Origin of the sequence: Streptomyces sp. NBC_01669 (genome assembly GCF_026339735.1) — a bacterium.
GTDB lineage: Bacteria > Actinomycetota > Actinomycetes > Streptomycetales > Streptomycetaceae > Streptomyces > Streptomyces yanii.
Genome location: NZ_JAPEQG010000001.1, coordinates 1,691,273 through 1,710,667 on the forward strand (window position 1 = coordinate 1,691,273; position 19,395 = coordinate 1,710,667).

Below are 19,395 nucleotides of genomic sequence, written 5' to 3' on the forward strand. Positions count from 1 at the left end.
GGGACTCAGGTCTCCCCGTGGGCCGAGGTTCGGCGCTGGACCAGGACGGCGGCAACGATGATCGCGCCCTTGGCGATCTGCTGGACATCGCTCTGCAGATTGTTGAGCGCGAAGATATTGGTGATGGTGGTGAAGACGAGGACACCGAGGACGGAGCCGACGATGGTGCCGCGTCCGCCGCTGAGCAGGGTGCCGCCGATGATCGCGGCGGCGATGGCGTCGAGCTCGTACAGGTTGCCGTTGGTGTTCTGTCCCGAGCCGGACAGGATGATCAGCATGAAGGCGGCGATGCCGCAGCAGAGCCCGGAGAGCAGATACAGGTAGAGCCGCTGCCGCCGTACGTCGATCCCGGCGAGGCGGGCCGCTTCCGCGTTGCCTCCGACCGCCACCGTGCGGCGTCCGAACGTCGTCCGGTTCAGCACCAGCCAGCCGATGACGGTGACCGCGGCGAAGACCATGACCAGCGGCGGGATGCCGAGGACGTACGAGTCGGGCAGCCCCAGGTCGAGGACCGACTGGACGGTGACGATCTGTGTCTTGCCGTCGGTGATCTGCAGGGCGAGACCGCGGGCCGAGGCGAGCATGGCCAGCGTCGCGATGAACGGCACCATCCTCCCGTACGCGATCAGCAGCCCGTTGACGAGTCCGGCACCGAGGCCGACGAGCACGGCGGTGAAGAGGATCCCCGCGAAGCCGTACTCCTGGGTGGCGAGCGTGGTCGCCCACACCGAGGCGAGCGCCACCATCGCGCCCACCGAGAGATCGATGCCGCCGCTGGTGATGACGAACGTCATGCCGACGGTGACGACGCCGATGACGGACGACTGGGTCAGGATCAGCTGCAGGTTCCCGGTGTCCAGGAAGGCGTCGGGCTCGGTGAACCCGCCGACGGCGATCAGTACGGCGAGGACGCCGAGCAGCGACAGGTTGCGGACGTCCGCGCGCACCCCGAGGGCGCGCAGTCCGCCGCCCTTCGAGGGCGGCGACGCGGCGGGGGCGGGCGGGGCCGCCTTGTCCGGCCCACCGTGCTGCGCCGAGGAGACGGGCTGAGTCATGACGTCGGGCTTCCTTCCATCACGAGGTCGAGTACGCGGTGCTCGTCGAGCTCCCGGGCGTCCGCCGTATGCACGACGCGGCCCTCGCGGAGCACCAGCACCCGGTCGGCGAGGCCCAGTACTTCGGGCACTTCGCTGGAGACCAGCAGAACGGCGAGGCCTTCGTCGGCCAGCCGGCGGATCACGGCGTAGAGCTCGGCGCGGGCGCCGACGTCGACACCGCGGGTCGGTTCGTCGAGCAGCAGCACCCGGCAGCCGCGCAGCAGCCAGCGGGCCAGGACGGCCTTCTGCTGGTTGCCGCCGGAGAGGGTGCGGACGGGGGTGTCCGGGTTGTCCGGGCGCAGCGAGAGTTCGCGGGTGGCGGTGCGGGCCGCCCGGCGCTCGGCTCGGCGGTCGAGCCAACCGGCCCGGGAGAAACGGGACATGGAGGAGACCGACACGTTACGGGTGACGGATTCGAGCATCAGCAGGGCCTGCGCCTTGCGTTCCTCGGGGGCGAGTCCGATGCCCGCGGCGACGGCGGCGCGGACGCTGCCGGGGCGCAGCGGCCGCCCGCCGACGAGGACCCGGCCCGCGCTCGGCCTGCGGGCTCCGTAGATCGTCTCCAGGATCTCGGAGCGCCCGGATCCGACGAGTCCGGCGAGCCCGACGATCTCGCCGGGCCGCAGTTCCAGGTCGACGGGGGCGAACTCGCCTGCCCTCGCGAGCCCTTCGACGGTGAGCACGGGGTCCTGCCGACCGTCGTCCGCGGGAGCCTCGGGGCGCTGCGGGAAGACGTACTCGACATTGCGGCCGGTCATCATCGCAACGATGTCGCGCGTAGGGGTGGACTCGGCGGGCAGCCCGACGGCGACGGCTCGCCCGTCCTTGAGCACGGTCACCCGGTCGCCGATCCGGCGGATCTCCTCCAGGCGGTGGGAGATGTAGACGACGGCGACCCCCTCGGCGGTGAGCCCGGCGACGATACGGAAGAGGTTGGCGACCTCGTCGGGGTCGAGGGCGGCGGACGGCTCGTCCATGACGATGAGCCGCACGTCGTGGGAGAGCGCCCGCGCCATGGAGACGATCTGCTGCTGGGCGGCGGAGAGCGCGCCGACGGGACGGGCGGGATCGATCTCGGGGTGGCCGAGGCGCTTCAGCAGTGCGGCGGCGGCCGCGCGTCCTTCGCGGGTGCGGACGACGAAGCGGGCGGTGGTGGGTTCGTGGCCGAGGAAGATGTTCTCGGCGACCGAGAGGCCCTCGACCAGGTCGAGTTCCTGGTAGATGGTGGCGATACCGAGACGCATGGCGGCGATCGGCGACTTGAGCGAGACGGGTGCGCCGCGCCAGGTGATCTCGCCGCCGTCGGGCTGGTGGGCCCCGGCGAGCACCTTGATGAGGGTGGACTTGCCGGCGCCGTTCTGCCCGAGCAGACAGTGGACTTCGCCGGCCTGGACCTCCAGGTCCACGCCGTCGAGGGCGCGCACACCGGGGAACGACTTGGTGATGCCGGACATGGTGAGCAGGGGTGGTTCTGGTGCCATGACAAATCCCCTCGGCGGGTGCGGGCCGGTGAGTGGGCAGGGCGGTGCTGTTCCGGGGGCGTCCCCCGGACCCCGGCCGGATGAGGCGGGAGCGGTTCGGTGGTGCGTACCGGTCGAGGATCAGGCCGGTGAGAACAGGTGGTCGCTGATGAGCCGGGCGGCGCCGATCACTCCGGCGGCCGGCCCCAACTCCCCCAGCACGATGGGGAGATTGCCGGTGGCCAGCGGCAGGGACTGCCGGTAGACCTGGGTACGGACGCTGGCGAGGAGCGTGTGGCCGAGGCCGGTCACACCGCCGCCGATCACCACCAGTCCTGGGTTGAAGAAGCTGACGAGTCCGGCGATGACCTGGCCGACCCGGTTGCCGCCCTCGCGGATCAGGTCGAGCGAGGTGGCGTCACCGGCGGCCGCGGCGGCGGCCACATCGACTGCGGTGAGTCTCCCGGCCGCCTCCAGCCGGGCGGCGAGTTCCTGCGACTGTCCCGCGCGCGCCGCGTCCTCGGCGTCGCGGGCCAGCGCGGCGCCGCTGAAGTGGGCTTCCAGGCAGCCCCGGTTGCCGCAGGCGCAGGCGCGGCCGTCGGGTTCGACCTGGATGTGGCCGATGTCGCCGGCGCTGCCCGTCGTACCGCGGTAGACGTCGCCGCCGACGACGATGCCGCAGCCGATACCGGTACCGATCTTGACGCAGAGGAAGTCGCCCACGGAGCGTGCGACGCCCGCGTGCTGTTCCCCCATCGCCATCAGGTTCACGTCGTTGTCGACCATGACGGGGCAGCCCAGTTCCTGGCTGAGCGCCTCGCGGACCGGGAAGCCGTCCCAGCCGGGCATGATCGGAGGTGCGACCGGTACGCCTTCGGGGAAGCGGACCGGTCCGGGTACGCCGATGCCCGCGCCGTCGAAGCCTTCGGCGAGTCCGGAGGCCCGGAGCTTGGTCGCCATGGACAGCACCTGTTCGAAGATCGCGACAGGTCCTTCGCGTACGTCCATGGGGTGGTTGAGGTGGCCCAGAACCTCCAACTCCGCGTTGGTGACAGCCACATCGATCGATGTGGCACCGATGTCGACGCCGAGGAAGCGCAGTGCGGGAGCGAGCCGGATGTTGTGCGAGCGACGCCCGCCGCGCGAGGCGGCGAGTCCGTCGGCCACGACGAGTCCGGTCTCCAGCAGCCGGTCCACCTCGACGGCGAGCTTGGAGCGGGAGAGATCGACCTGATCCCCCAGCTGTGCCCGGGAGTTGGGCCCGCCGTCGCGCAACAGCCGGAGCAGTCGCGCCTGATGCGCATTCGCGGGTCGTGCCGTCATACGTCTCACGCGCCCCTCCCCGCCACATCGGCTTATCCGTCGGGCTTTCGAGTGGAACGTAGCAGCGGTTGCCGGAACTGGGAAGAAGTTGCGCAGGAATCCGCTCCAACTTTCTCCACATCGAGGACAAAGGCGAGCGGTCGAGTCGTGGGTCTGCCGTCGGCGCGGAGGCATTTCGAGGCCCGCGCCGTGGCCGGGCGGGCAATCAGGAGTGCCGGTACGGGCCGTCCAGGGCCGCCCATTGCAGCAGCATGATGGTCTTGGCGTCGGCGATGGCGCCGGTGCGGACCATCGCGAGCGCCTCCGCGAAGGGGAGTTCCACCGTCGCGATGTCCTCGCCCTCGGCCGCGATCCCGTACCCGTCGGCGGCGGAGGCCTGCGGACGGTAAGGGGCAGCGAAGAAGTGCAGACGTTCGGTGACCGAGCCGGGGCTCATGTACACCTCGAAGACGCGCTCGGGGGTGCCGATGGTGTGTCCGGTCTCCTCGGCCGTTTCCCTGCGGATGGCTTCCTCGGGGCTGTCGCCGTCGAGGAGCCCGGCGGCGGTCTCGAGCAGCATGCCGTCGGGGTGCCCGTTGACGTAGGCGGGCAGACGGAACTGGCGAGTCAGCAGAACAGTGCGGCGATCGGTGTTATAGAGCAGGATCGTGGCGCCGTCGCCCCGGTCGTAGGTCTCCCGCTGCTCCCGGCTCCAATGGCCGTCACTGTGCTGGTAGTCGAAGGTCGTCCGGCGCAGGACGTACCAGTCGCAGGACAGCACTTCCACGTCTTCGATTCGCACCCGCGGGTTGCCGGTCAGGTCGCGGCCGTGCCGGTCCAGGCCGGTACGGCCGCGGCGGTCGGGGGTGTCCAGGCCGGCCGTCACCGGGCGGATGGGACGTCGTCGATACGGGTGTAGATGTCCAGCCCCTGATCCCGGGCCCTCGCGACCATCCGGTCCGCGCCGTCCGAGGGGCCGCCGATGCGCAGCACCGCGTCGCAGCGCGCCAGCAGCAGTTCGGCGACGGGGTGGAAGATCTCCTGGAATGCCGCGTCGCCCGGACCGGTGCTTCCCGCGGTCTCCAGCAGGGGAAGGGCCAGAGCCTCGCCGGTTACCGGCAGGTGGCCGGAGCGGAAGAGCACCAGTGCGGCCTGGTTCATCGCCCGCACATGGGCGTCGAGCTTGACCGGATCGTCCCCGGTGCCCGACCGGTAGGGGCCGGCGACCAGGATCATCAGCGGTCGTGGGACAGCGGTCATGATGCGCTCCTCATGGCGGACGGTGTTCAGGCCAGGGCCGTGCTGACGCCCGCATCGCGCAGGGCCGTCAGGGTCAGCGGGCCATTGGGGTGCGTGGCGGCATCCTGGGCCGCGGCGTCGGTGACAAAGGCGTCCACCGCCCCCAGCGCGGCGACCTGGCTGAACGCGCGCACCCCGAGCTTGGTCGCGTCCGCCACGGCGATCGTGCGCGCTGCCTGCGCAAGGGCGGCCTGTTTGACGGCCGCGTCGTCCAGCGAGAACTCCGACCACCCGTACTCGGCGTGCACACCGCCGATGGACAGCACAAAGCAGTCGAAGGCCAGGGCCTCGAGTGTGCGCAGGGCCAGCGGGCCGACCAGCGACTGCTCCGCGGAACGGGACCGGCCGCCGACGACCAGCAGCTCGATGCCGGGCCGGTCCGCCAGGCAAACCGCCGCCTGCAGACTGAGCACCGCGACCGTCAACGGGGCGCGTTCGACCAGATGCTTCGCGACGTGCACGGTGGTGGTGCCCGCGTCCAGCAGCACGCGAGATCCCGGCTCGACCATCGCGGCCACGGCCGCACCGAGACGGTCCTTCGTCGCGGCCTGCCACAGCTCACGGGCCGCGAAGCCCGCTCCCTCCTCACGCGAACGTGTGGCGACGGCGCCGCCGTGCACCCGGCGCACCAGCCCCTGTAGCTCCAGCGCGTCCAGGTCCCTGCGAACGGTCATTTCGGAGACCCCCAGGCGATGGGAGAGCTCCGACACGGAAACCCGGTCGGAGCCCTGCACCAGTCGCAGGGTCAGGTCCAGACGATTGGCGACACCCATGACTCATTTCTAACACATCACTGTTCGTTTGAACATCGATATGTGTGAATGTCGGGCAGGACCTGCCCTTCGATGTGCAGGAGGAGGGCACCGGCGGGTGGCAGGAGGAGTGCCCTGTCATGCCCGTCGGGGACGTGCCGGAGCACATGTACTGCGATTTCAGTAGCGGGATTGTCGGCAGGCGCACGACGACGGGACGGGCCGTGCCCGGAGAACCTGGGGAGGTATCCGAGATTCAGATGTGGAGACCCCTGCCCGTGGCTGCTTTTCTCTATCGACTGGGCCGTCTGGCCTTCCGGCGGCGCTGGTACGTCGCCCTGCTGTGGGCGGCGGTGCTGGGCGCTGTCGGCTTCGGCGCCGTCACAGCTCCCGCCGCCCCCGACGAGGGGTCCTCCATGCCGGGCATCGAGTCCCAGAAGGCATTCGACCTGATGGAGCAGCGCTTCCCCGGGTCGATGGCCGACGGGGCGAGCGCCCGGGTCGTCTTCGTCGCTCCCGACGGTCAGAAGGTCACCGCGGCCGGGAACCGGTCGGCCATCGAGAAGACCGTGGTCGAGGCGGCCGACGGGGCTCAGGTCGCCGGTGCGGTGAGCCCCTTCCAGGCGCATTCGGTGAGCAAGGACGCCTCCACGGCGTACGCGACCGTCACTTACAAGGTGAAGGCCGACGACCTCACCGACGCGAGCAAGCAGAAGCTGGAGGACGCCCTGCAGGAGGCCCGGGACGCGGGCCTGACCGTCGAGGTCGGCGGAACCGCGCTGGCGACCCAGCCAGCGGCGGGCGGAGGGGCCGAGGGGATTGGCATCGCCATCGCCGCCGTGGTGTTGCTGATGACCTTCGGTTCACTGGCCGCCGCCGGGCTGCCGCTGCTGACCGCGATCATCGGCGTCGGTGTCGGCATGGCGTCGATTCTCGCCCTGGGCAGTGCCCTGGGCCTGTCCGCGACGACCGGCACCCTGGCCACGATGCTCGGCCTCGCGTGCGGCATCGACTACGCCGTGTTCATCGTCTCCCGCTACCGGGAGGAGCGGGCCAAGGGACACGTACCCCAGGAGGCGGCGGGTCTGGCGGCCGGCACCGCCGGGTCGGCGGTCGTCTTCGCCGGGCTCACCGTCGTCATCGCACTGGCCGGGCTCTCGGTGGTCGGTATCCCGATGCTGACCACGATGGGCCTCGCCGCCGCAGGGGCGGTCGTCATCTCCGTCGTCATCGCGCTGACGCTGGTCCCGGCCCTGCTCGGCTTCTGGCCGCGTACGGTGCTGTCGCGCTCCGTCCGGAAGCGCGGGAGGAGCAAGGAAGGCGGCGAGCACAACGGAGGCAGCCGCTGGGCCCGGTTCGTCCTGCGCCGCCCCGTCCCCGTACTCCTCGCGTCGGTCGCGGGTCTGGGGGCACTCGCGCTGCCGGTGATGGATCTGCAGCTGGGCATGCCCGGAGACGAGGCCAAACCCACCTCGACCACGGAGCGCCGCGCCTACGACGCGCTCGCCGACGGCTTCGGTCCCGGCTTCAACGGGCCCCTGACCATCGTCGTGGACGCCAAGGGTGCCGACGACGCGAAGGCCGCGGTGACGACGATCGAGCAGAAGATCGGCGCCACCGAAGGAGTCGTCTCCGTCTCACCGGCGCGGTTCAACCCCGCCGGTGACACCGCGGTATTCTCCGCCGTCCCGGCCGCCGGGCCGAGCACCGAGAAGACCAAGGACCTCGTCCACACCATCCGCACCGAACGCCCCGCGGTCACGTCCGCCACCGGAGTGACCTTCGATGTCACCGGCACCACAGCGATGAACATCGACGTCGCCCAGAAGGTCCAGGACGCGCTGATCCCCTACCTCGCGGTCGTGGTGGGTCTGGCCATCCTGCTCCTGATGGTGGTCTTCCGCTCCGTGCTCGTACCGATCAAGGCGGCCCTCGGCTTCCTCCTGTCGGTGCTGGCCGCTCTCGGCTCGGTCGTCGCGGTCTTCCAGTGGGGCTGGGGCGCCGGCCTCCTCGGCGTCGAGCAGACCGGCCCGATCATGAGCCTGATGCCGATCTTCCTGGTGGGCATCGTCTTCGGTCTCGCCATGGACTACGAAGTCTTCCTGGTCGCCCGCATGCGGGAGGCGTACGTCCACGGAGACCGGCCCGGCCAGGCGGTCGTCACCGGTTTCCGGTACAGCGCCCGCGTCGTGGTAGCGGCCGCGCTCATCATGATGGCCGTCTTCTCGGGGTTCATCGGCGCCGGCGAATCCATGATCAAGACGATCGGGTTCGGTCTGGCCACGGCCGTCCTGTTCGACGCGTTCGTCGTCCGCATGGCGTTCGTCCCCGCCGTGCTCGCCCTGCTCGGCAAGGCGGCGTGGTGGCTGCCCCGCCCGCTGGACAAGCTGCTGCCCCGCGTCGACGTGGAAGGTGAGGCTCTCAGCCGGCGGTCCGCAGTCGCCCCGGCGCAGGCCGAGGCGGCCGACCGGGAGTCGGTCAGCATCTGACCGCCGCACCCACCGCAGGGCCGCCCGTGGAGAACACGGGCGGCCCTCGTTGGCTGCTCGGCGCCCGCGTCGCCCACCATGGATCTACCGGACCGGAGAATTCGATGATGACCAACTGGCAGCGATACGCGAATGACCATCCCCGCGGCGTCGACGCGGCGGTGGCCCTGCTGCTGTTCGTCGTCTCCGTCCCGGGAAGCGTGATCAGCGGCATGGAGCCCGCCATCCGGGCCGAGTGGTGGATCGCCGTGCTGTTCTCGGCCGTCGGCTGCGCGTCCCTGCTGTGGAACCGCAGCCACCCCCGCACTGTCGTCGTGGTGACCGCGGTCTGCGCCGTGGCCACGGGCGTGCCGGGATTCCTGCTCACCCCCCTGCTGCTGGGACCGGTCATGGTGGCGCTCTACCGGCTGGCCGTCGGCGCCGACCGGACGATCACCAGCGCCTACACGCTCACCATCGCCGCGCTGCTGACGGCGACGACGCTGCTCGCCACCCGAGGTGACCAGCCGCTCATCCTCAGGACGATCAACCCCACCGCCTGGATTCTGCTGTCGGCAGTGCTCGGCAGCGCCGTCCAGCTGCGCCGCGCCTATCTGGAGGTCGTACAGGCCCGTGCCGCACACGCCGAGCGCATGCGTATCGCCCGCGAACTGCACGATGCCGTCGCCCACCACTTGACGCTGGCCCACGCCCAGGCCGGTACGGCCGCGCACCTGGCGCGCATCCACCCCGAGCAGGCGCAGACGATCCTTGCGGACCTGGTCGGCACCACCTCATCGGCGCTGCGAGAACTCAAGGCCACCGTCGGCCTCCTGCGCCAGGCGGACGACACCGACGCGCTGGCACCGGCCCCCGGCCTCGCGCAGCTCGCCGATCTCACCGACTCGTTCGCATCCGCCGGGCTCATCGTCACCGTCACCTCCGAGGGCGAGGAACAGCGGCTCTCGCCGGCAGTGGACCTGACGGCGTTCCGGATCGTGCAGGAAGCACTCACCAACGTCACCAAACACGCCACCGCACACGCGGCGCACGTACAGCTCGACTACACCCGCGACAGGCTGACCGTCACGATCACCGACGACGGAGAGGCCACAGCCCGAACCACTGCGGCCCGGAGCGGCGGATTCGGTCTCATCGGCATGCGTGAACGCGCCCATTCCGTCGGCGGTCACCTGCACGCCGGCCACCGGTCCGAAGGCGGCTTCCACGTCACCGCCCAACTGCCACTGCACCCCCGGAACCCGGAAGAGGGCTTCATCGCATGACCATCCGCGTCCTGCTCGCCGACGACCAAGCCCTCCTCCGGGCGACCTTCCGCATGCTGATCGACTCCTGTGACGACATGGACGTGGTCGCCGAAGCCGCCGACGGCAGGGAAGCGGTCGAGCTCACCCGCACCCACCGTCCCGACCTCGTCCTCATGGACATCCGCATGCCCGGCATCGACGGCCTGGCCGCGACCACCGCGCTCTGCGCCGATCCGGACCTGTCCGGCACCCGCGTCCTCATCCTCACCACGTTCGAGACCGACGAGTACGTCGCCCGGGCACTGCGCGCCGGCGCGAGCGGCTTTCTCGGCAAGGACGTGGACGCGGACGGACTCCTCGCCGGCATCCGCACCGTGGCCTCCGGCGACTCCCTGCTCTCCCCGCCTGCCACGCGCTCCCTCATCGCCCGCTTCCTCGCCACACCCGAACCCGGCAGCCACCTGGTGCCGCCCGAACGCCTCGCCGTTCTCACCCCCCGCGAGCGCGAGGTGATGGCTCTGGCCGCCGAGGGGAAGTCCAACGCCGAGATCGCCGGCATGCTCGTCCTCAGCCCGCTGACCGTGCGCACCCACGTCCAGCGCGCCATGGCCAAGCTCCACGCGCGGGACCGCGCCCAACTGGTCGTCATCGCCTACCAGTCCGGCCTCGTACAGCCCACGCCGCCGCCACCGCACTGAACGCCGACGGGCCGTCCACCGCCATTCCTCCCGCACACGTCGGCGCAGAATGGATCAAGACACCACCGGCGCAACGAGCCTCGCGGAGAAGCCTGCGGACCGCAGTGGCCATCACCACAGCGTCGGCAGGGTTGTGCCGTGCTGGTCGACCGGGGGCAGCGGCGATACGCGCGACCACACGGCCCCTGTACTCCGCGGTGATCGCCGGCGCCATCCGGGTACGGACCAGCGGGCGAGCCGGGGCGGGACCACGGGTCCACGGGCAGGGCGGCGGTCCGGTGCGGAACGCAGAGGAGGGCCGGGGCTCGGAGCCCCGACCCTTCCTGGACGACCCGTTACGACTTCGACCCGTTACGACCACGATCCGTCCGAACCTTGACGAACCGTTCGAACGGTCCGGCTTGTCCGGCCGCGCGCTAGCCCTCTTCGCGCTGGTGGTACGTCTTGCGTGTGTGCTCCGTGTGCGCCCGCATGATCTCGGTGGCCCGCTGCTCGTCCCGCGAGGAGATCGCCGCGATCAGCGAGCGGTGTTCGATCCAGGACTGGGTGCCGCGCCGGCGGGCCACCGGTGTGTAGTACCAGCGGACCCGGCGGTCGACCTGTCCGGCGAGCTCGGCGAGCACCACATTGCCCGCCAGCTCCATGACCTTGGCATGGAAGGCGGCATTGGTGGCGACGGCGAGATCCACATCGTCGTCGGCAACGGCCTGCTCACCCCTGGCACAGAGCTCCTCGAGGGCGGCGATGCCGGCCGTGCCGGAGTTGGCCGCGGCCAGCCGGGCAGCCTCGGCCTCCAGCAGGGTGCGGACCGAGAGCAGTTGGTCCGCCTCCTCCTCGGTGGGTTCATGGACGAACGCACCCTGAGCGGGACGCAGATCGACCCAGCCCTCGGTGTTCAGCCGCTGCAATGCCTCGCGCACCGGCTGCCGGGACACACCGAGGTGCCCCGCCAGCTCGCTCTCGACCAGATGCTGGCCTGGGCGGAGCGCACGCGTGGTGATCAGTTCGAGCAGCGCCTCATAGACGCGCTCACGCAGCGGACCGGGCCGTTCCAGCTTCGGCACGGCCCCCTGCGGCAGTCCTGTGGACAACATCGCGGTCCCCCTCCGGGCGACGAGCAATTGCTTATCGTCTACAGTCTACCGAGCACCATGGGGGTCAGGGGCAGCGGATCACCTGACCCGCGTACGAGAGGTTCCCGCCGAACCCGAAAAGCAGTGCCGGAGCGCCGCTGTCGACCTCGCCGCGTTCCACCAGTTTCGACAGGGCCATGGGGATCGAAGCGGCGGATGTATTGCCGGAATCCACGACATCCCGGGCGATGACCGCGTTGACCGCACCGATCTTCCTGGCGACCGGTTCGATGATCCGCAGATTGGCCTGATGCAGTACCACCGCGGCGAGATCCTCGGGGGCGACTCCTGCCTTTTCGCACACTTTGCGCGCGATGGGCGGCAGCTGGGTGGTGGCCCAGCGGTAGACGGACTGCCCCTCCTGGGCGAAGCGCGGCGGCGTCCCCTCGATCCGGACCGCGCGGCCCATCTCCGGCACCGAACCCCAGAGCACGGGGCCGATTCCGGGCGCGGCGTCCGCGTCGCCCCGCGGGTCCGCGACCACGACCGCGGCGCCCGCACCGTCGCCGAGCAGGACACAGGTGGAGCGGTCGGTCCAGTCGGCGATGTCGGCCATTTTGTCGGCGCCGATCACCAGCGCACGGGTCGCGGCGCCTGCCCGGATCGCATGGTCGGCGGTGGCGAGGGCGTGGGTGAAGCCGGAGCAGACCACGTTGATGTCCATGACGGCGGGCGAAGCCATGCCGAGTCGGGCGGCCACGCGCGCGGACATGCTGGGCGAACGGTCGATCGCCGTGGAGGTCGCGACGAGGACCAGATCGATGGCGGCGGGGTCGAGACCGGCCGTGGCGAGCGCCTTGGCCGCCGCATGCGCGGCCATCTCGTCCACCGGCTCGCCAGGGCCTCCCACATGGCGGGTCTTGATCCCGACGCGACTGGTGATCCACTCGTCGCTGGTGTCGACCATGGCCGCCAGGTCGTCATTGGTGAGCACCTTGGCGGGCTGATAGTGGCCGAGCGCCACGACACGTGAGCCGGTCATGTAGAGGTTCCCCTCGCTACGTATGGCAGGAACTATCCAGTCTTGGTGGCTACCGTCCGGTACGGGGGCACGTGATCCCACAGGATTAGCGGCCTGGCCTTGGAGGCTTGACAACCCTTGACCCGACTGAACACATACTGTAGACAATATTCTGTCGACTTGACATCGTCTCCTGTTCCCTCGCTCGGTCCCTTACCGAACGGAGAGCCCCGTGAAAGTCGCAGTTGTCGGCGCCGGTGCGATCGGCGCCTATGTCGGGGCCGCGCTCCACCGCGCCGGCGCCGAGGTCCATCTCATCGCCCGCGGGCCGCACCTGGCCGCGATGCGGCGGGACGGCGTCCGCGTCCTCAGTCCGCGCGGCGACTTCACCGCGCGTCCGGCTGCCACCGACGATCCGTCGGAGGTCGGGCCCGTCGACTATGTGTTCCTCGGGCTCAAGGCCAACTCGTACGCGGCGTCGGGCCCGCTGGTCCATCCGCTGCTGCACGACCGCACCGCCCTGATCGCCGCTCAGAACGGCATCCCTTGGTGGTATTTCCACGGCCTGTCGGGCCCGCACGCCGGCCGGCGTATCGACAGCGTCGACCCGGCGGGCACGGTCAGCGCCACACTGCCGCCCGAGCGCGCCATCGGGTGTGTCGTGTACGCGGCCACCGAGATCGAGGCACCCGGTGTCGTGCGCCACCTCGAAGGCACCCGGTTCTCGATCGGCGAGCCGGACCGGACCGTGTCGCAGCGCTGCCACGACTTCAGTGAGGCCATGGTCGCGGGCGGGCTCAAGTGCCCCGTCGAGCCGGATCTGCGCAACGACATCTGGATCAAGCTGATCGGCAACATCTCCTTCAACCCGATCAGTGCGCTCGCGCGGGCCACCATGGGGCAGATCTGCCGCCATCCGGACACCCGGGCCCTTGTCGGGTCGATGATGCGCGAGACCCTCGCTGTCGCGGCCGCTGTCGGCTGCCGCCCCGAGATCTCCGTGGAGCGGCGCATCGCGGGGGCCGAACGCGTCGGCGACCACAAGACCTCCACCCTCCAGGATCTGGAGAAGGGCAAACCACTCGAACTCGATGTGCTGCTCGCGGCCGTCGTCGAACTGGCCGATCTGGCCGGGGTGCCCGTTCCGACGCTGCGCGCCGTGCACGCGCTCGCCGATCTCCTCGCCACCACCTCCTCGGCCACCACGGCCACAGCAGGGAGCGCACCATGAGTGACAACCGCCGCCGACGGCAGCAGAAGCAGTACGAGCGGCTGACGCATCCCCTCGTGAGGGACGCGAACGGCACGCTGCGACAGGCGAGGTGGGACGAGGCACCGGAACGCGCGGCGGGCGGCTTCCGGCGGACGCGCGACGCGTACGGTCCCGACGCCTTTCGCGATGCTGGTGTGCCCCACCGGGGCGCTCTCCTTCAAGACCGAATTCGACATGCGGGCGGCCTGGACCTGGGACGAGCCGGCCCGGACGGAAACCACCACCGTCTGCGCCTACTGCGGTGTCGGCTGCAGCGTCACACTCCATGTGCAGGACAATGAGATCGTCAAGGTCACCTCTCCGCACGACAACCCGGTGGCCCACGGCAACCTCTGCATCAAGGGCCGCTTCGGCTTCCAACACGTACAGAATCGGGTTTAACCGCCATGGGACGGGTCACCGAGCGCCGCCGCACCATCCGCATCCGGGACGGAGCGGTCTCCGCACGCCCCGACACCCTCGTCGCCGAGGAGCCCCTGGAGATCCGGCTGAACGGCAGACCGCTCGCCATCACGATGCGCACGCCTGGCGACGACTTCGCGCTGGCGGCGGGCTTCCTGGTCAGCGAGGGCGTGATCGGTGACGGCTCCGAGGTGCAGTCGATCGTGTACTGCGCGGGAGCGACGGCGGACGGCGTGAACACCTACAACGTGGTGGATGTGAAGCTCGCGCCCGGCGTGCAGGTCCCCGACATCACACTCGAACGCAACGTCTACACGACCTCGTCCTGCGGGCTGTGCGGCAAGGCGAGCCTCGACGCGGTCCGCACCACCACCCGGCACCCGATCGCCGACACTCCCCCGGTCCGGGTCGAGCCCGCACTGCTCTCGGGCCTCCCCGACCGGCTCCGCGAGTCGCAGCGGGTCTTCGACCGGACCGGGGGCCTGCATGCGGCGGCGCTGTTCTCCGAGACCGGGGAACTGCTCGACATCCGGGAGGACGTCGGTCGGCACAACGCGGTCGACAAGCTTGTCGGCCGGGCCCTGACCGACAACCGGCTGCCGCTGTCCCGGGCGATTCTGCTGGTGTCGGGGCGGGCCTCGTTCGAGCTGGCCCAGAAGGCGGTGATGGCCGGGATCCCGATGCTCGCCGCAGTCTCGGCGCCGTCGTCGCTCGCCGTGGATCTGGCGGCGGAGACCGGACTGACCCTGGTCGGATTTCTGCGGGGTCCGTCCATGAACGTGTACGCGGGTGAGCACCGCATCGCCCTGGAGGCGACGGTCGGCCAGGGCTGAGGTGCCCGGCCCGTGACACGGGTCAGGGGTCCGGCCGGCGGGGAGCGCCCCCTGCGCCGGCCGGTCCCGCCCCCGTGGCGTCCGCCATCGGCGCCTTCGGGTTGGGGCGAGCGCGTCAGCCCACCGGGACGCGCGTCTGCGCCACCGGACCGCTCGCCGGAGTCCCCGGGCTCTCCCGGAGTTCGTCCTGCGGATCCCGCGAGCGCCGCTTCGCGATCACCGCGCACACCATCAACTGCATCTGGTGGAAGAGCATCAGGGGCAGCACGGCGAGGCTCGCGTGCGCCCCGAAGAGCACGCTGGCCATCGGGAGCCCGGACGCCAGGCTCTTCTTCGAACCGGCGAACTGGATGGCGATCCGGTCTCCTCGGTCGAAGCCGAGCCGCTTCGCCCCGAACCAGGTCAGCGCGAGCATCAGCGCGAGCAGCACCGCTTCGGCTGCGAGCAGCGCACCGAGCCTCGCCGGAGTGACCTGGTGCCAGATGCCGGCGACCATTCCCTCGCTGAACGCCGCATAGACGACCAGCAGGATCGAGCCGCGGTCGACATAGCCGAGGACCTTCTTGTGGCGGGTGAGGAAGCCGCCGATCCAGCGGCGCAGCAGCTGGCCGGCGATGAACGGGAGCAGCAGCTGGAGCCCGATCTTCAGCAGCGCGTCGGCCGAGAATCCGCCGCCGCTGTTGCCGAGCAGTGCTGCGGCGAGCAGCGGGGTGAGGAAGATCCCGGCGATCGAGGAGAAGGAGCCCGCGCAGATCGCCGCCGGCACGTTGCCGCGGGCGATCGAGGTGAAGGCGATCGACGACTGGATGGTCGACGGGACGAGGCAGAGGAAGAGGAAGCCGCTGTAGAGCTGCGGGGTCAGGACGTACGGAACCAGCCCCTTGCCCGCCAGTCCCAGCAGCGGGAACGCGACGAAGGTGCAGATCAGGACGGTGAGGTGGAGCCGCCAGTGCCTGAGGCCGTCGAGCGCCTCGGCGGTCGAGAGGCGGGCGCCGTACAGGAAGAAGAGGAGGGCGACCGCTCCGGTCGACGCACCGTCGGCGACGTCCGCGGCGGCCCCCGATGCGGGCAGCAGCGCCGCGAGCACGACGGTGCCGATCAGCGCCAGGATGTACGGGTCGATCGGCAGCTTGAAGGTGCGGCGGCTCATGTGCTCCACGTGTCTCTCGTTCAGATCGTGCCCTCCCCATCCTGCTCTTGATCACCGCGATCGGGAATCCGGCATACCGCTCTCACTGTCATCATGATTCGCGATAGCCTGGGCGCTATGTACGATCCTGCACAGCTCCGTACCTTTCTGGCCGTCGCCCAGACGCTGAGCTTCACCCAGGCCGCCCGTCGGCTGGGCGTGCGGCAGTCCACGGTGAGTCAGCATGTGCGGCGGCTGGAGGACGCGACGGGGCGCCAGTTGTTCACCCGGGACACGCACCGGGTCGATCTCACCGTGGACGGTGAGGCGATGCTCGGCTTCGCGCGGACGATCCTGCAGGCCCACGAGCGGGCCGCGGCGTTCTTCACCGGGACGCGGCTGCGCGGGCGGCTGCGGTTCGGGGCGTCCGAGGACTTCGTGCAGACCCGGCTGCCGGAGATTCTGGAGTCGTTCCGCCGCGACCATCCGGAGGTCGAGCTGGAGCTGACGGTCGAGCTGTCGGGGACGCTGCACCGGCAGCTGGCGGCGGGACGGCTCGATCTCGTCCTCGCCAAGCGGCGGACCGGTGACACGCACGGCGAACTGGTCTGGCAGGACGCCCTGACCTGGATCGGCGCACCGCACCTGCGGATCGACCCGGACCGCCCGGTGCCGCTGATCCTTTTCCCGCCGCCGGGCCTCACCCGGGCCCGCGCTCTGGAAGTGCTGGAGGAGCACGGCCGGTCCTGGCGGGTCGCCTGCACGAGTACGAGCCTCAGCGGACTCGTCGCAGCGGCCCACGCCGGTCTCGGCGTGATGGCTCACACCCGCGGGCTCATCCCGCCGGGACTGACTCCCGTACCGGCCAGGGCGGGGCTGCCGGAACTCGGCGACGTGGATTTCGTCCTGCTGCACGGCCGCCGCCGCGACGCGGCGCAGGAGGCGGCGGACGCGCTCGCGGCGGCGATCCTGGCGGGCGGCGACCGGCTGATCCGTGGCATCGGCGGGATCAACGCGATCAGCGGCCGCGACGGCGCATGACCGCACGCGTGCGCGGGGAGGATGGGCAGCAGGTACCGAACACCCCCCCCCTGACCGTCACGACGGGAGTGGCCGAGGCGTACAGATTCGGTGGAGATTCCGGCGCGAGCTACTTACTCCACCGTCAGAAGCACGCCCGAGCCTGGCCCATCTGGCCGGATATCTGTGGCTGACCTGTGCAGATGGCACGCTTTCCGGTCGTTCCGGGCCCTCCCGCCGCGCCAACCGGTGGGGTAGCGTCACGGCGCTGTGCGGAGCGCCACAAGGAGCAGGTCATTGCGCGAGTTCACTGTCCCACCCATGGCGATCGCGCCCCAGGTAGGCGGGCTGGCTGATGCCGTCTTCGACTATGCGGAGGAGGATCCGCACCGGGTCGCGCTGGGCCGCAAGGACGCGGACGGACGCTGGCGTGATGTCACCGCGGCGACGTTCCGCGACGAGGTGCTCGCGCTCGCCAAGGGGCTGATCGCCCACGGTGTCCGGTTCGGCGACCGGGTCGCCCTGATGGCGCGTACCCGTTACGAGTGGACGCTCTTCGACTTCGCGCTGTGGACGGTCGGCGCCCAGTCCGTGCCGGTCTATCCGACGTCCTCGGCCGAGCAGGTCTTCTGGATGCTGCACGACGCCGAAGTGTCCGCGATCATGGTCGAGCACGAGGACCATGCGATGACGATCGCCTCGGTGATCGACCGGCTGCCCCAGCTCAAGCGGCTCTGGCAGCTGGACTCGGACGCGGTGACCGAGCTGGTCGAGGCGGGCGTGCACATCGAGGACGAGGTGGTGCACCGGCACCGGCGGGCGGTGACGCCCGATTCGGTGGCGACCGTCATCTACACGTCCGGCACCACGGGCCGCCCCAAGGGCTGTGTGATCACGCACGCCAACTTCATGTTCGAGACGGACACGATGGCGTCGCGCTGGGAGTCGGTCTTCCACTCCAGGCCGGGCGACGAGGCCGCTACGCTCCTCTTCCTGCCGCTGGCGCACGTCTTCGGACGGATGGTCGAGGTCACGGCGGTCCGCGGCCGGGTGAAGCTGGGCCATCAGCCGGAGCTGTCGGCGAAGGCGCTCATGCCGGACCTGGTGTCGTTCCGGCCGACCTTCATCCTCGCGGTTCCGTACATCTTCGAGAAGGTCTTCAACGGCGCCCGGCGCAAGGCCGAGGCGGAGGGCAGGGTCGGACCGTTCGACAAGGCCGTCGAGGTCGCGGTGAAGTACGCGGAGGCGATGGAGCACCGGGCGTTCGGGACCGGACCCGGCCCTTCCGCGGGGCTGCGGATGCAGCACCAGTTCTTCGACAAGGTCGTGTACAAGAAGGTCCGCGACGCGATGGGCGGCCGGGTCCGGCACGCCATGTCGGGCGGTTCGGGGATGGAGCGGCGGCTCGGTCTGTTCTTCGAGGGCGCGGGCGTCACGGTGTACGAGGGGTACGGACTGACCGAGTCCACTGCGGCGGCCACCGCCAACCCGCCCGAGCGCACCCGGTACGGCACGGTCGGGCAGCCGATCCCCGGCACCACCGTGCACATCGCCGACGACGGCGAGGTGTGGGTGTACGGCGCCAATGTCTTCGGCGGCTATCTGGGCAACCCGAAGGCCACCGCCGCGGTGCTGCACGACGGCTGGCTGGCCACCGGCGACCTGGGTGCGCTCGACGAGGACGGCTATCTGACGATCACCGGACGGAAGAAGGAGATCCTGGTGACGTCGGGCGGCAAGAGTGTGTCGCCGGCCGGTCTGGAGGAGCGGGTGCGGGCCCATCCGCTGGTGGCGCAGTGCATCGTGGTCGGCAACGACCGGCCGTACATCGCGGCGCTGGTGACCGTGGACCAGGAGTCCGTGGACCACTGGCTCACCATGCAGGGGCGGCCGCCGATGAACGCGGCGGACCTGGTGCGGGACCCGTATCTGGAGATGGAGGTCAGGCGGGCGGTGGTGGCCGCCAACACGGCGGTGTCGCAGGCCGAGTCGATCCGTACCTTCCGGATCCTTGCGCATCAATTCACCGAGGAACACGGTCTGCTGACCCCGTCGCTGAAGCTGAAGCGGAAGGCAATCGAGACGGCGTACGCGGTCGAGGTGGACGCGCTGTACCGCTGAGAGAGGGCCGTGCCGCCCCGCCGGAGGTGAACTCGCCCCGACGGGACGGCACATGGACAGAGCCCGCTGCGTGATCGAGATGCGGAACAGCTTGTCCGCACCGTCCGGTTCGCCTCCGTTGTTGTCGCAGTCGGTGGTGGAGAGTCAGAGCTGGTCCGGGCCCGGCACCTTGGTGGCCG

The 19,395-nt window shown here is 70.4% G+C and carries 16 protein-coding genes and 2 pseudogenes; 9 read left to right on the forward strand and 9 right to left on the reverse strand.

Features of this window, described 5'->3' with window-relative positions:
* Positions 1-5: 5 nt before the first annotated feature.
* From OG972_RS07510 to OG972_RS07535, 6 genes are all read right to left on the reverse strand, one after another.
* Positions 6-1,055 carry an ABC transporter permease gene (locus OG972_RS07510; protein WP_266979431.1) on the reverse strand — a complete coding sequence of 350 codons (1,050 nt, stop codon included), beginning with the start codon at positions 1,053-1,055 and terminating at the stop codon, positions 6-8.
* The gene (locus OG972_RS07515; RefSeq protein WP_266979432.1) at positions 1,052-2,578 is read right to left on the reverse strand and encodes a sugar ABC transporter ATP-binding protein; all 1,527 of its coding nucleotides are present in this window, start codon (positions 2,576-2,578) and stop codon (positions 1,052-1,054) included. The genes OG972_RS07510 and OG972_RS07515 overlap by 4 nt, the downstream gene beginning before the upstream one ends.
* 120 nt (positions 2,579-2,698) lie before the next feature.
* A complete protein-coding gene (locus OG972_RS07520) occupies positions 2,699-3,880 on the reverse strand; it encodes an ROK family transcriptional regulator (protein ID WP_266979433.1) in 1,182 nt (393 codons plus the stop codon).
* A gap of 205 nt (positions 3,881-4,085) precedes the next feature.
* The gene (locus OG972_RS07525; RefSeq protein ID WP_266979434.1) at positions 4,086-4,745 is read right to left on the reverse strand and encodes an NUDIX domain-containing protein; all 660 of its coding nucleotides are present in this window, start codon (positions 4,743-4,745) and stop codon (positions 4,086-4,088) included.
* Positions 4,742-5,119 carry a DUF4406 domain-containing protein gene (locus tag OG972_RS07530; RefSeq protein ID WP_266979435.1) on the reverse strand — a complete coding sequence of 126 codons (378 nt, stop codon included), beginning with the start codon at positions 5,117-5,119 and terminating at the stop codon, positions 4,742-4,744. Before OG972_RS07530 ends, OG972_RS07525 begins: the two co-directional genes overlap by 4 nt.
* A gap of 26 nt (positions 5,120-5,145) precedes the next feature.
* Positions 5,146-5,931 (reverse strand): DeoR/GlpR family DNA-binding transcription regulator, encoded by a 786-nt coding sequence (locus OG972_RS07535; RefSeq protein ID WP_266979436.1) that lies wholly within the window; start codon positions 5,929-5,931, stop codon positions 5,146-5,148.
* Between the two features lie 257 nt (positions 5,932-6,188).
* On the opposite strand from OG972_RS07535, the gene OG972_RS07540 reads away from it, so the two are divergent.
* The 3 genes from OG972_RS07540 (at position 6,189) to OG972_RS07550 (ending at position 10,344) form a co-directional block, all read left to right on the forward strand.
* A complete protein-coding gene (locus tag OG972_RS07540; RefSeq protein WP_266979437.1) occupies positions 6,189-8,399 on the forward strand; it encodes an MMPL family transporter in 2,211 nt (736 codons plus the stop codon).
* Positions 8,400-8,503: 104 nt separating this feature from the next.
* Positions 8,504-9,664 (forward strand): sensor histidine kinase, encoded by a 1,161-nt coding sequence (locus OG972_RS07545; RefSeq protein ID WP_266979439.1) that lies wholly within the window; start codon positions 8,504-8,506, stop codon positions 9,662-9,664.
* Positions 9,661-10,344, forward strand: a complete 684-nt coding sequence (locus tag OG972_RS07550) for a response regulator transcription factor (RefSeq protein WP_266979441.1) — start codon at positions 9,661-9,663, stop codon at positions 10,342-10,344. Before OG972_RS07545 ends, OG972_RS07550 begins: the two co-directional genes overlap by 4 nt.
* Positions 10,345-10,760: 416 nt before the next feature.
* Here the strand turns inward: OG972_RS07550 and OG972_RS07555 are convergent, their stop codons facing one another.
* Together OG972_RS07555 and OG972_RS07560 are read right to left on the reverse strand one after the other, a co-directional pair.
* Positions 10,761-11,438 (reverse strand): GntR family transcriptional regulator, encoded by a 678-nt coding sequence (locus tag OG972_RS07555; protein WP_266979443.1) that lies wholly within the window; start codon positions 11,436-11,438, stop codon positions 10,761-10,763.
* 64 nt (positions 11,439-11,502) lie between these two features.
* Positions 11,503-12,459 (reverse strand): beta-ketoacyl-ACP synthase III, encoded by a 957-nt coding sequence (locus OG972_RS07560; protein ID WP_266979444.1) that lies wholly within the window; start codon positions 12,457-12,459, stop codon positions 11,503-11,505.
* Positions 12,460-12,670: 211 nt separating this feature from the next.
* Between OG972_RS07560 and OG972_RS07565 the strand changes: the two genes are divergently transcribed.
* The 4 genes and pseudogenes from OG972_RS07565 to fdhD all read left to right on the forward strand — a co-directional run bounded on the left by OG972_RS07565 (position 12,671) and on the right by fdhD (position 14,946).
* A complete protein-coding gene (locus OG972_RS07565) occupies positions 12,671-13,669 on the forward strand; it encodes a 2-dehydropantoate 2-reductase (RefSeq protein ID WP_266979447.1) in 999 nt (332 codons plus the stop codon).
* Positions 13,666-13,833, forward strand: a pseudogene (locus OG972_RS49215) (molybdopterin-dependent oxidoreductase); the annotation flags it as partial. The gene OG972_RS07565 and the pseudogene OG972_RS49215, both read left to right, overlap by 4 nt.
* A gap of 10 nt (positions 13,834-13,843) precedes the next feature.
* Positions 13,844-14,092, forward strand: a pseudogene (locus OG972_RS07570) (Fe-S-binding domain-containing protein); the annotation flags it as partial.
* A 5-nt stretch (positions 14,093-14,097) separates the two neighbouring features.
* Positions 14,098-14,946: a formate dehydrogenase accessory sulfurtransferase FdhD gene (gene fdhD / locus OG972_RS07575; protein WP_266979449.1), complete on the forward strand. Its 849-nt coding sequence runs from the start codon at positions 14,098-14,100 to the stop codon at positions 14,944-14,946.
* A gap of 115 nt (positions 14,947-15,061) precedes the next feature.
* Here the strand turns inward: fdhD and OG972_RS07580 are convergent, their stop codons facing one another.
* Complete coding sequence (locus tag OG972_RS07580; RefSeq protein ID WP_266979451.1) at positions 15,062-16,096, reverse strand: bile acid:sodium symporter family protein; 1,035 nt, start codon at positions 16,094-16,096, stop codon at positions 15,062-15,064.
* Positions 16,097-16,204: 108 nt separating this feature from the next.
* On the opposite strand from OG972_RS07580, the gene OG972_RS07585 reads away from it, so the two are divergent.
* Positions 16,205-17,116, forward strand: a complete 912-nt coding sequence (locus OG972_RS07585) for a LysR substrate-binding domain-containing protein (protein WP_266990326.1) — start codon at positions 16,205-16,207, stop codon at positions 17,114-17,116.
* Positions 17,117-17,416: 300 nt separating this feature from the next.
* Complete coding sequence (locus OG972_RS07590; protein WP_266979453.1) at positions 17,417-19,216, forward strand: long-chain fatty acid--CoA ligase; 1,800 nt, start codon at positions 17,417-17,419, stop codon at positions 19,214-19,216.
* Positions 19,217-19,395 lie beyond the last annotated feature (179 nt).

What these genes read in the sequence shown, in the direction of transcription:
- OG972_RS07590 (WP_266979453.1), top strand. Translation starts at nt 17,417, where the DNA reads ATGGCGATCGCGCCCCAGGTAGGCGGGCTGGCTGATGCCGTCTTCGAC.
- OG972_RS07530 (WP_266979435.1), bottom strand. Translation starts at nt 5,119, where the DNA reads ATGACCGCTGTCCCACGACCGCTGATGATCCTGGTCGCCGGCCCCTAC.
- OG972_RS07520 (WP_266979433.1), bottom strand. Translation starts at nt 3,880, where the DNA reads ATGACGGCACGACCCGCGAATGCGCATCAGGCGCGACTGCTCCGGCTG.
- OG972_RS07555 (WP_266979443.1), bottom strand. Translation starts at nt 11,438, where the DNA reads ATGTTGTCCACAGGACTGCCGCAGGGGGCCGTGCCGAAGCTGGAACGG.
- fdhD (WP_266979449.1), top strand. Translation starts at nt 14,098, where the DNA reads ATGGGACGGGTCACCGAGCGCCGCCGCACCATCCGCATCCGGGACGGA.
- OG972_RS07545 (WP_266979439.1), top strand. Translation starts at nt 8,504, where the DNA reads ATGATGACCAACTGGCAGCGATACGCGAATGACCATCCCCGCGGCGTC.
- OG972_RS07580 (WP_266979451.1), bottom strand. Translation starts at nt 16,096, where the DNA reads ATGAGCCGCCGCACCTTCAAGCTGCCGATCGACCCGTACATCCTGGCG.
- OG972_RS07515 (WP_266979432.1), bottom strand. Translation starts at nt 2,578, where the DNA reads ATGGCACCAGAACCACCCCTGCTCACCATGTCCGGCATCACCAAGTCG.
- OG972_RS07550 (WP_266979441.1), top strand. Translation starts at nt 9,661, where the DNA reads ATGACCATCCGCGTCCTGCTCGCCGACGACCAAGCCCTCCTCCGGGCG.
- OG972_RS07510 (WP_266979431.1), bottom strand. Translation starts at nt 1,055, where the DNA reads ATGACTCAGCCCGTCTCCTCGGCGCAGCACGGTGGGCCGGACAAGGCG.
- OG972_RS07560 (WP_266979444.1), bottom strand. Translation starts at nt 12,459, where the DNA reads ATGACCGGCTCACGTGTCGTGGCGCTCGGCCACTATCAGCCCGCCAAG.
- OG972_RS07535 (WP_266979436.1), bottom strand. Translation starts at nt 5,931, where the DNA reads ATGGGTGTCGCCAATCGTCTGGACCTGACCCTGCGACTGGTGCAGGGC.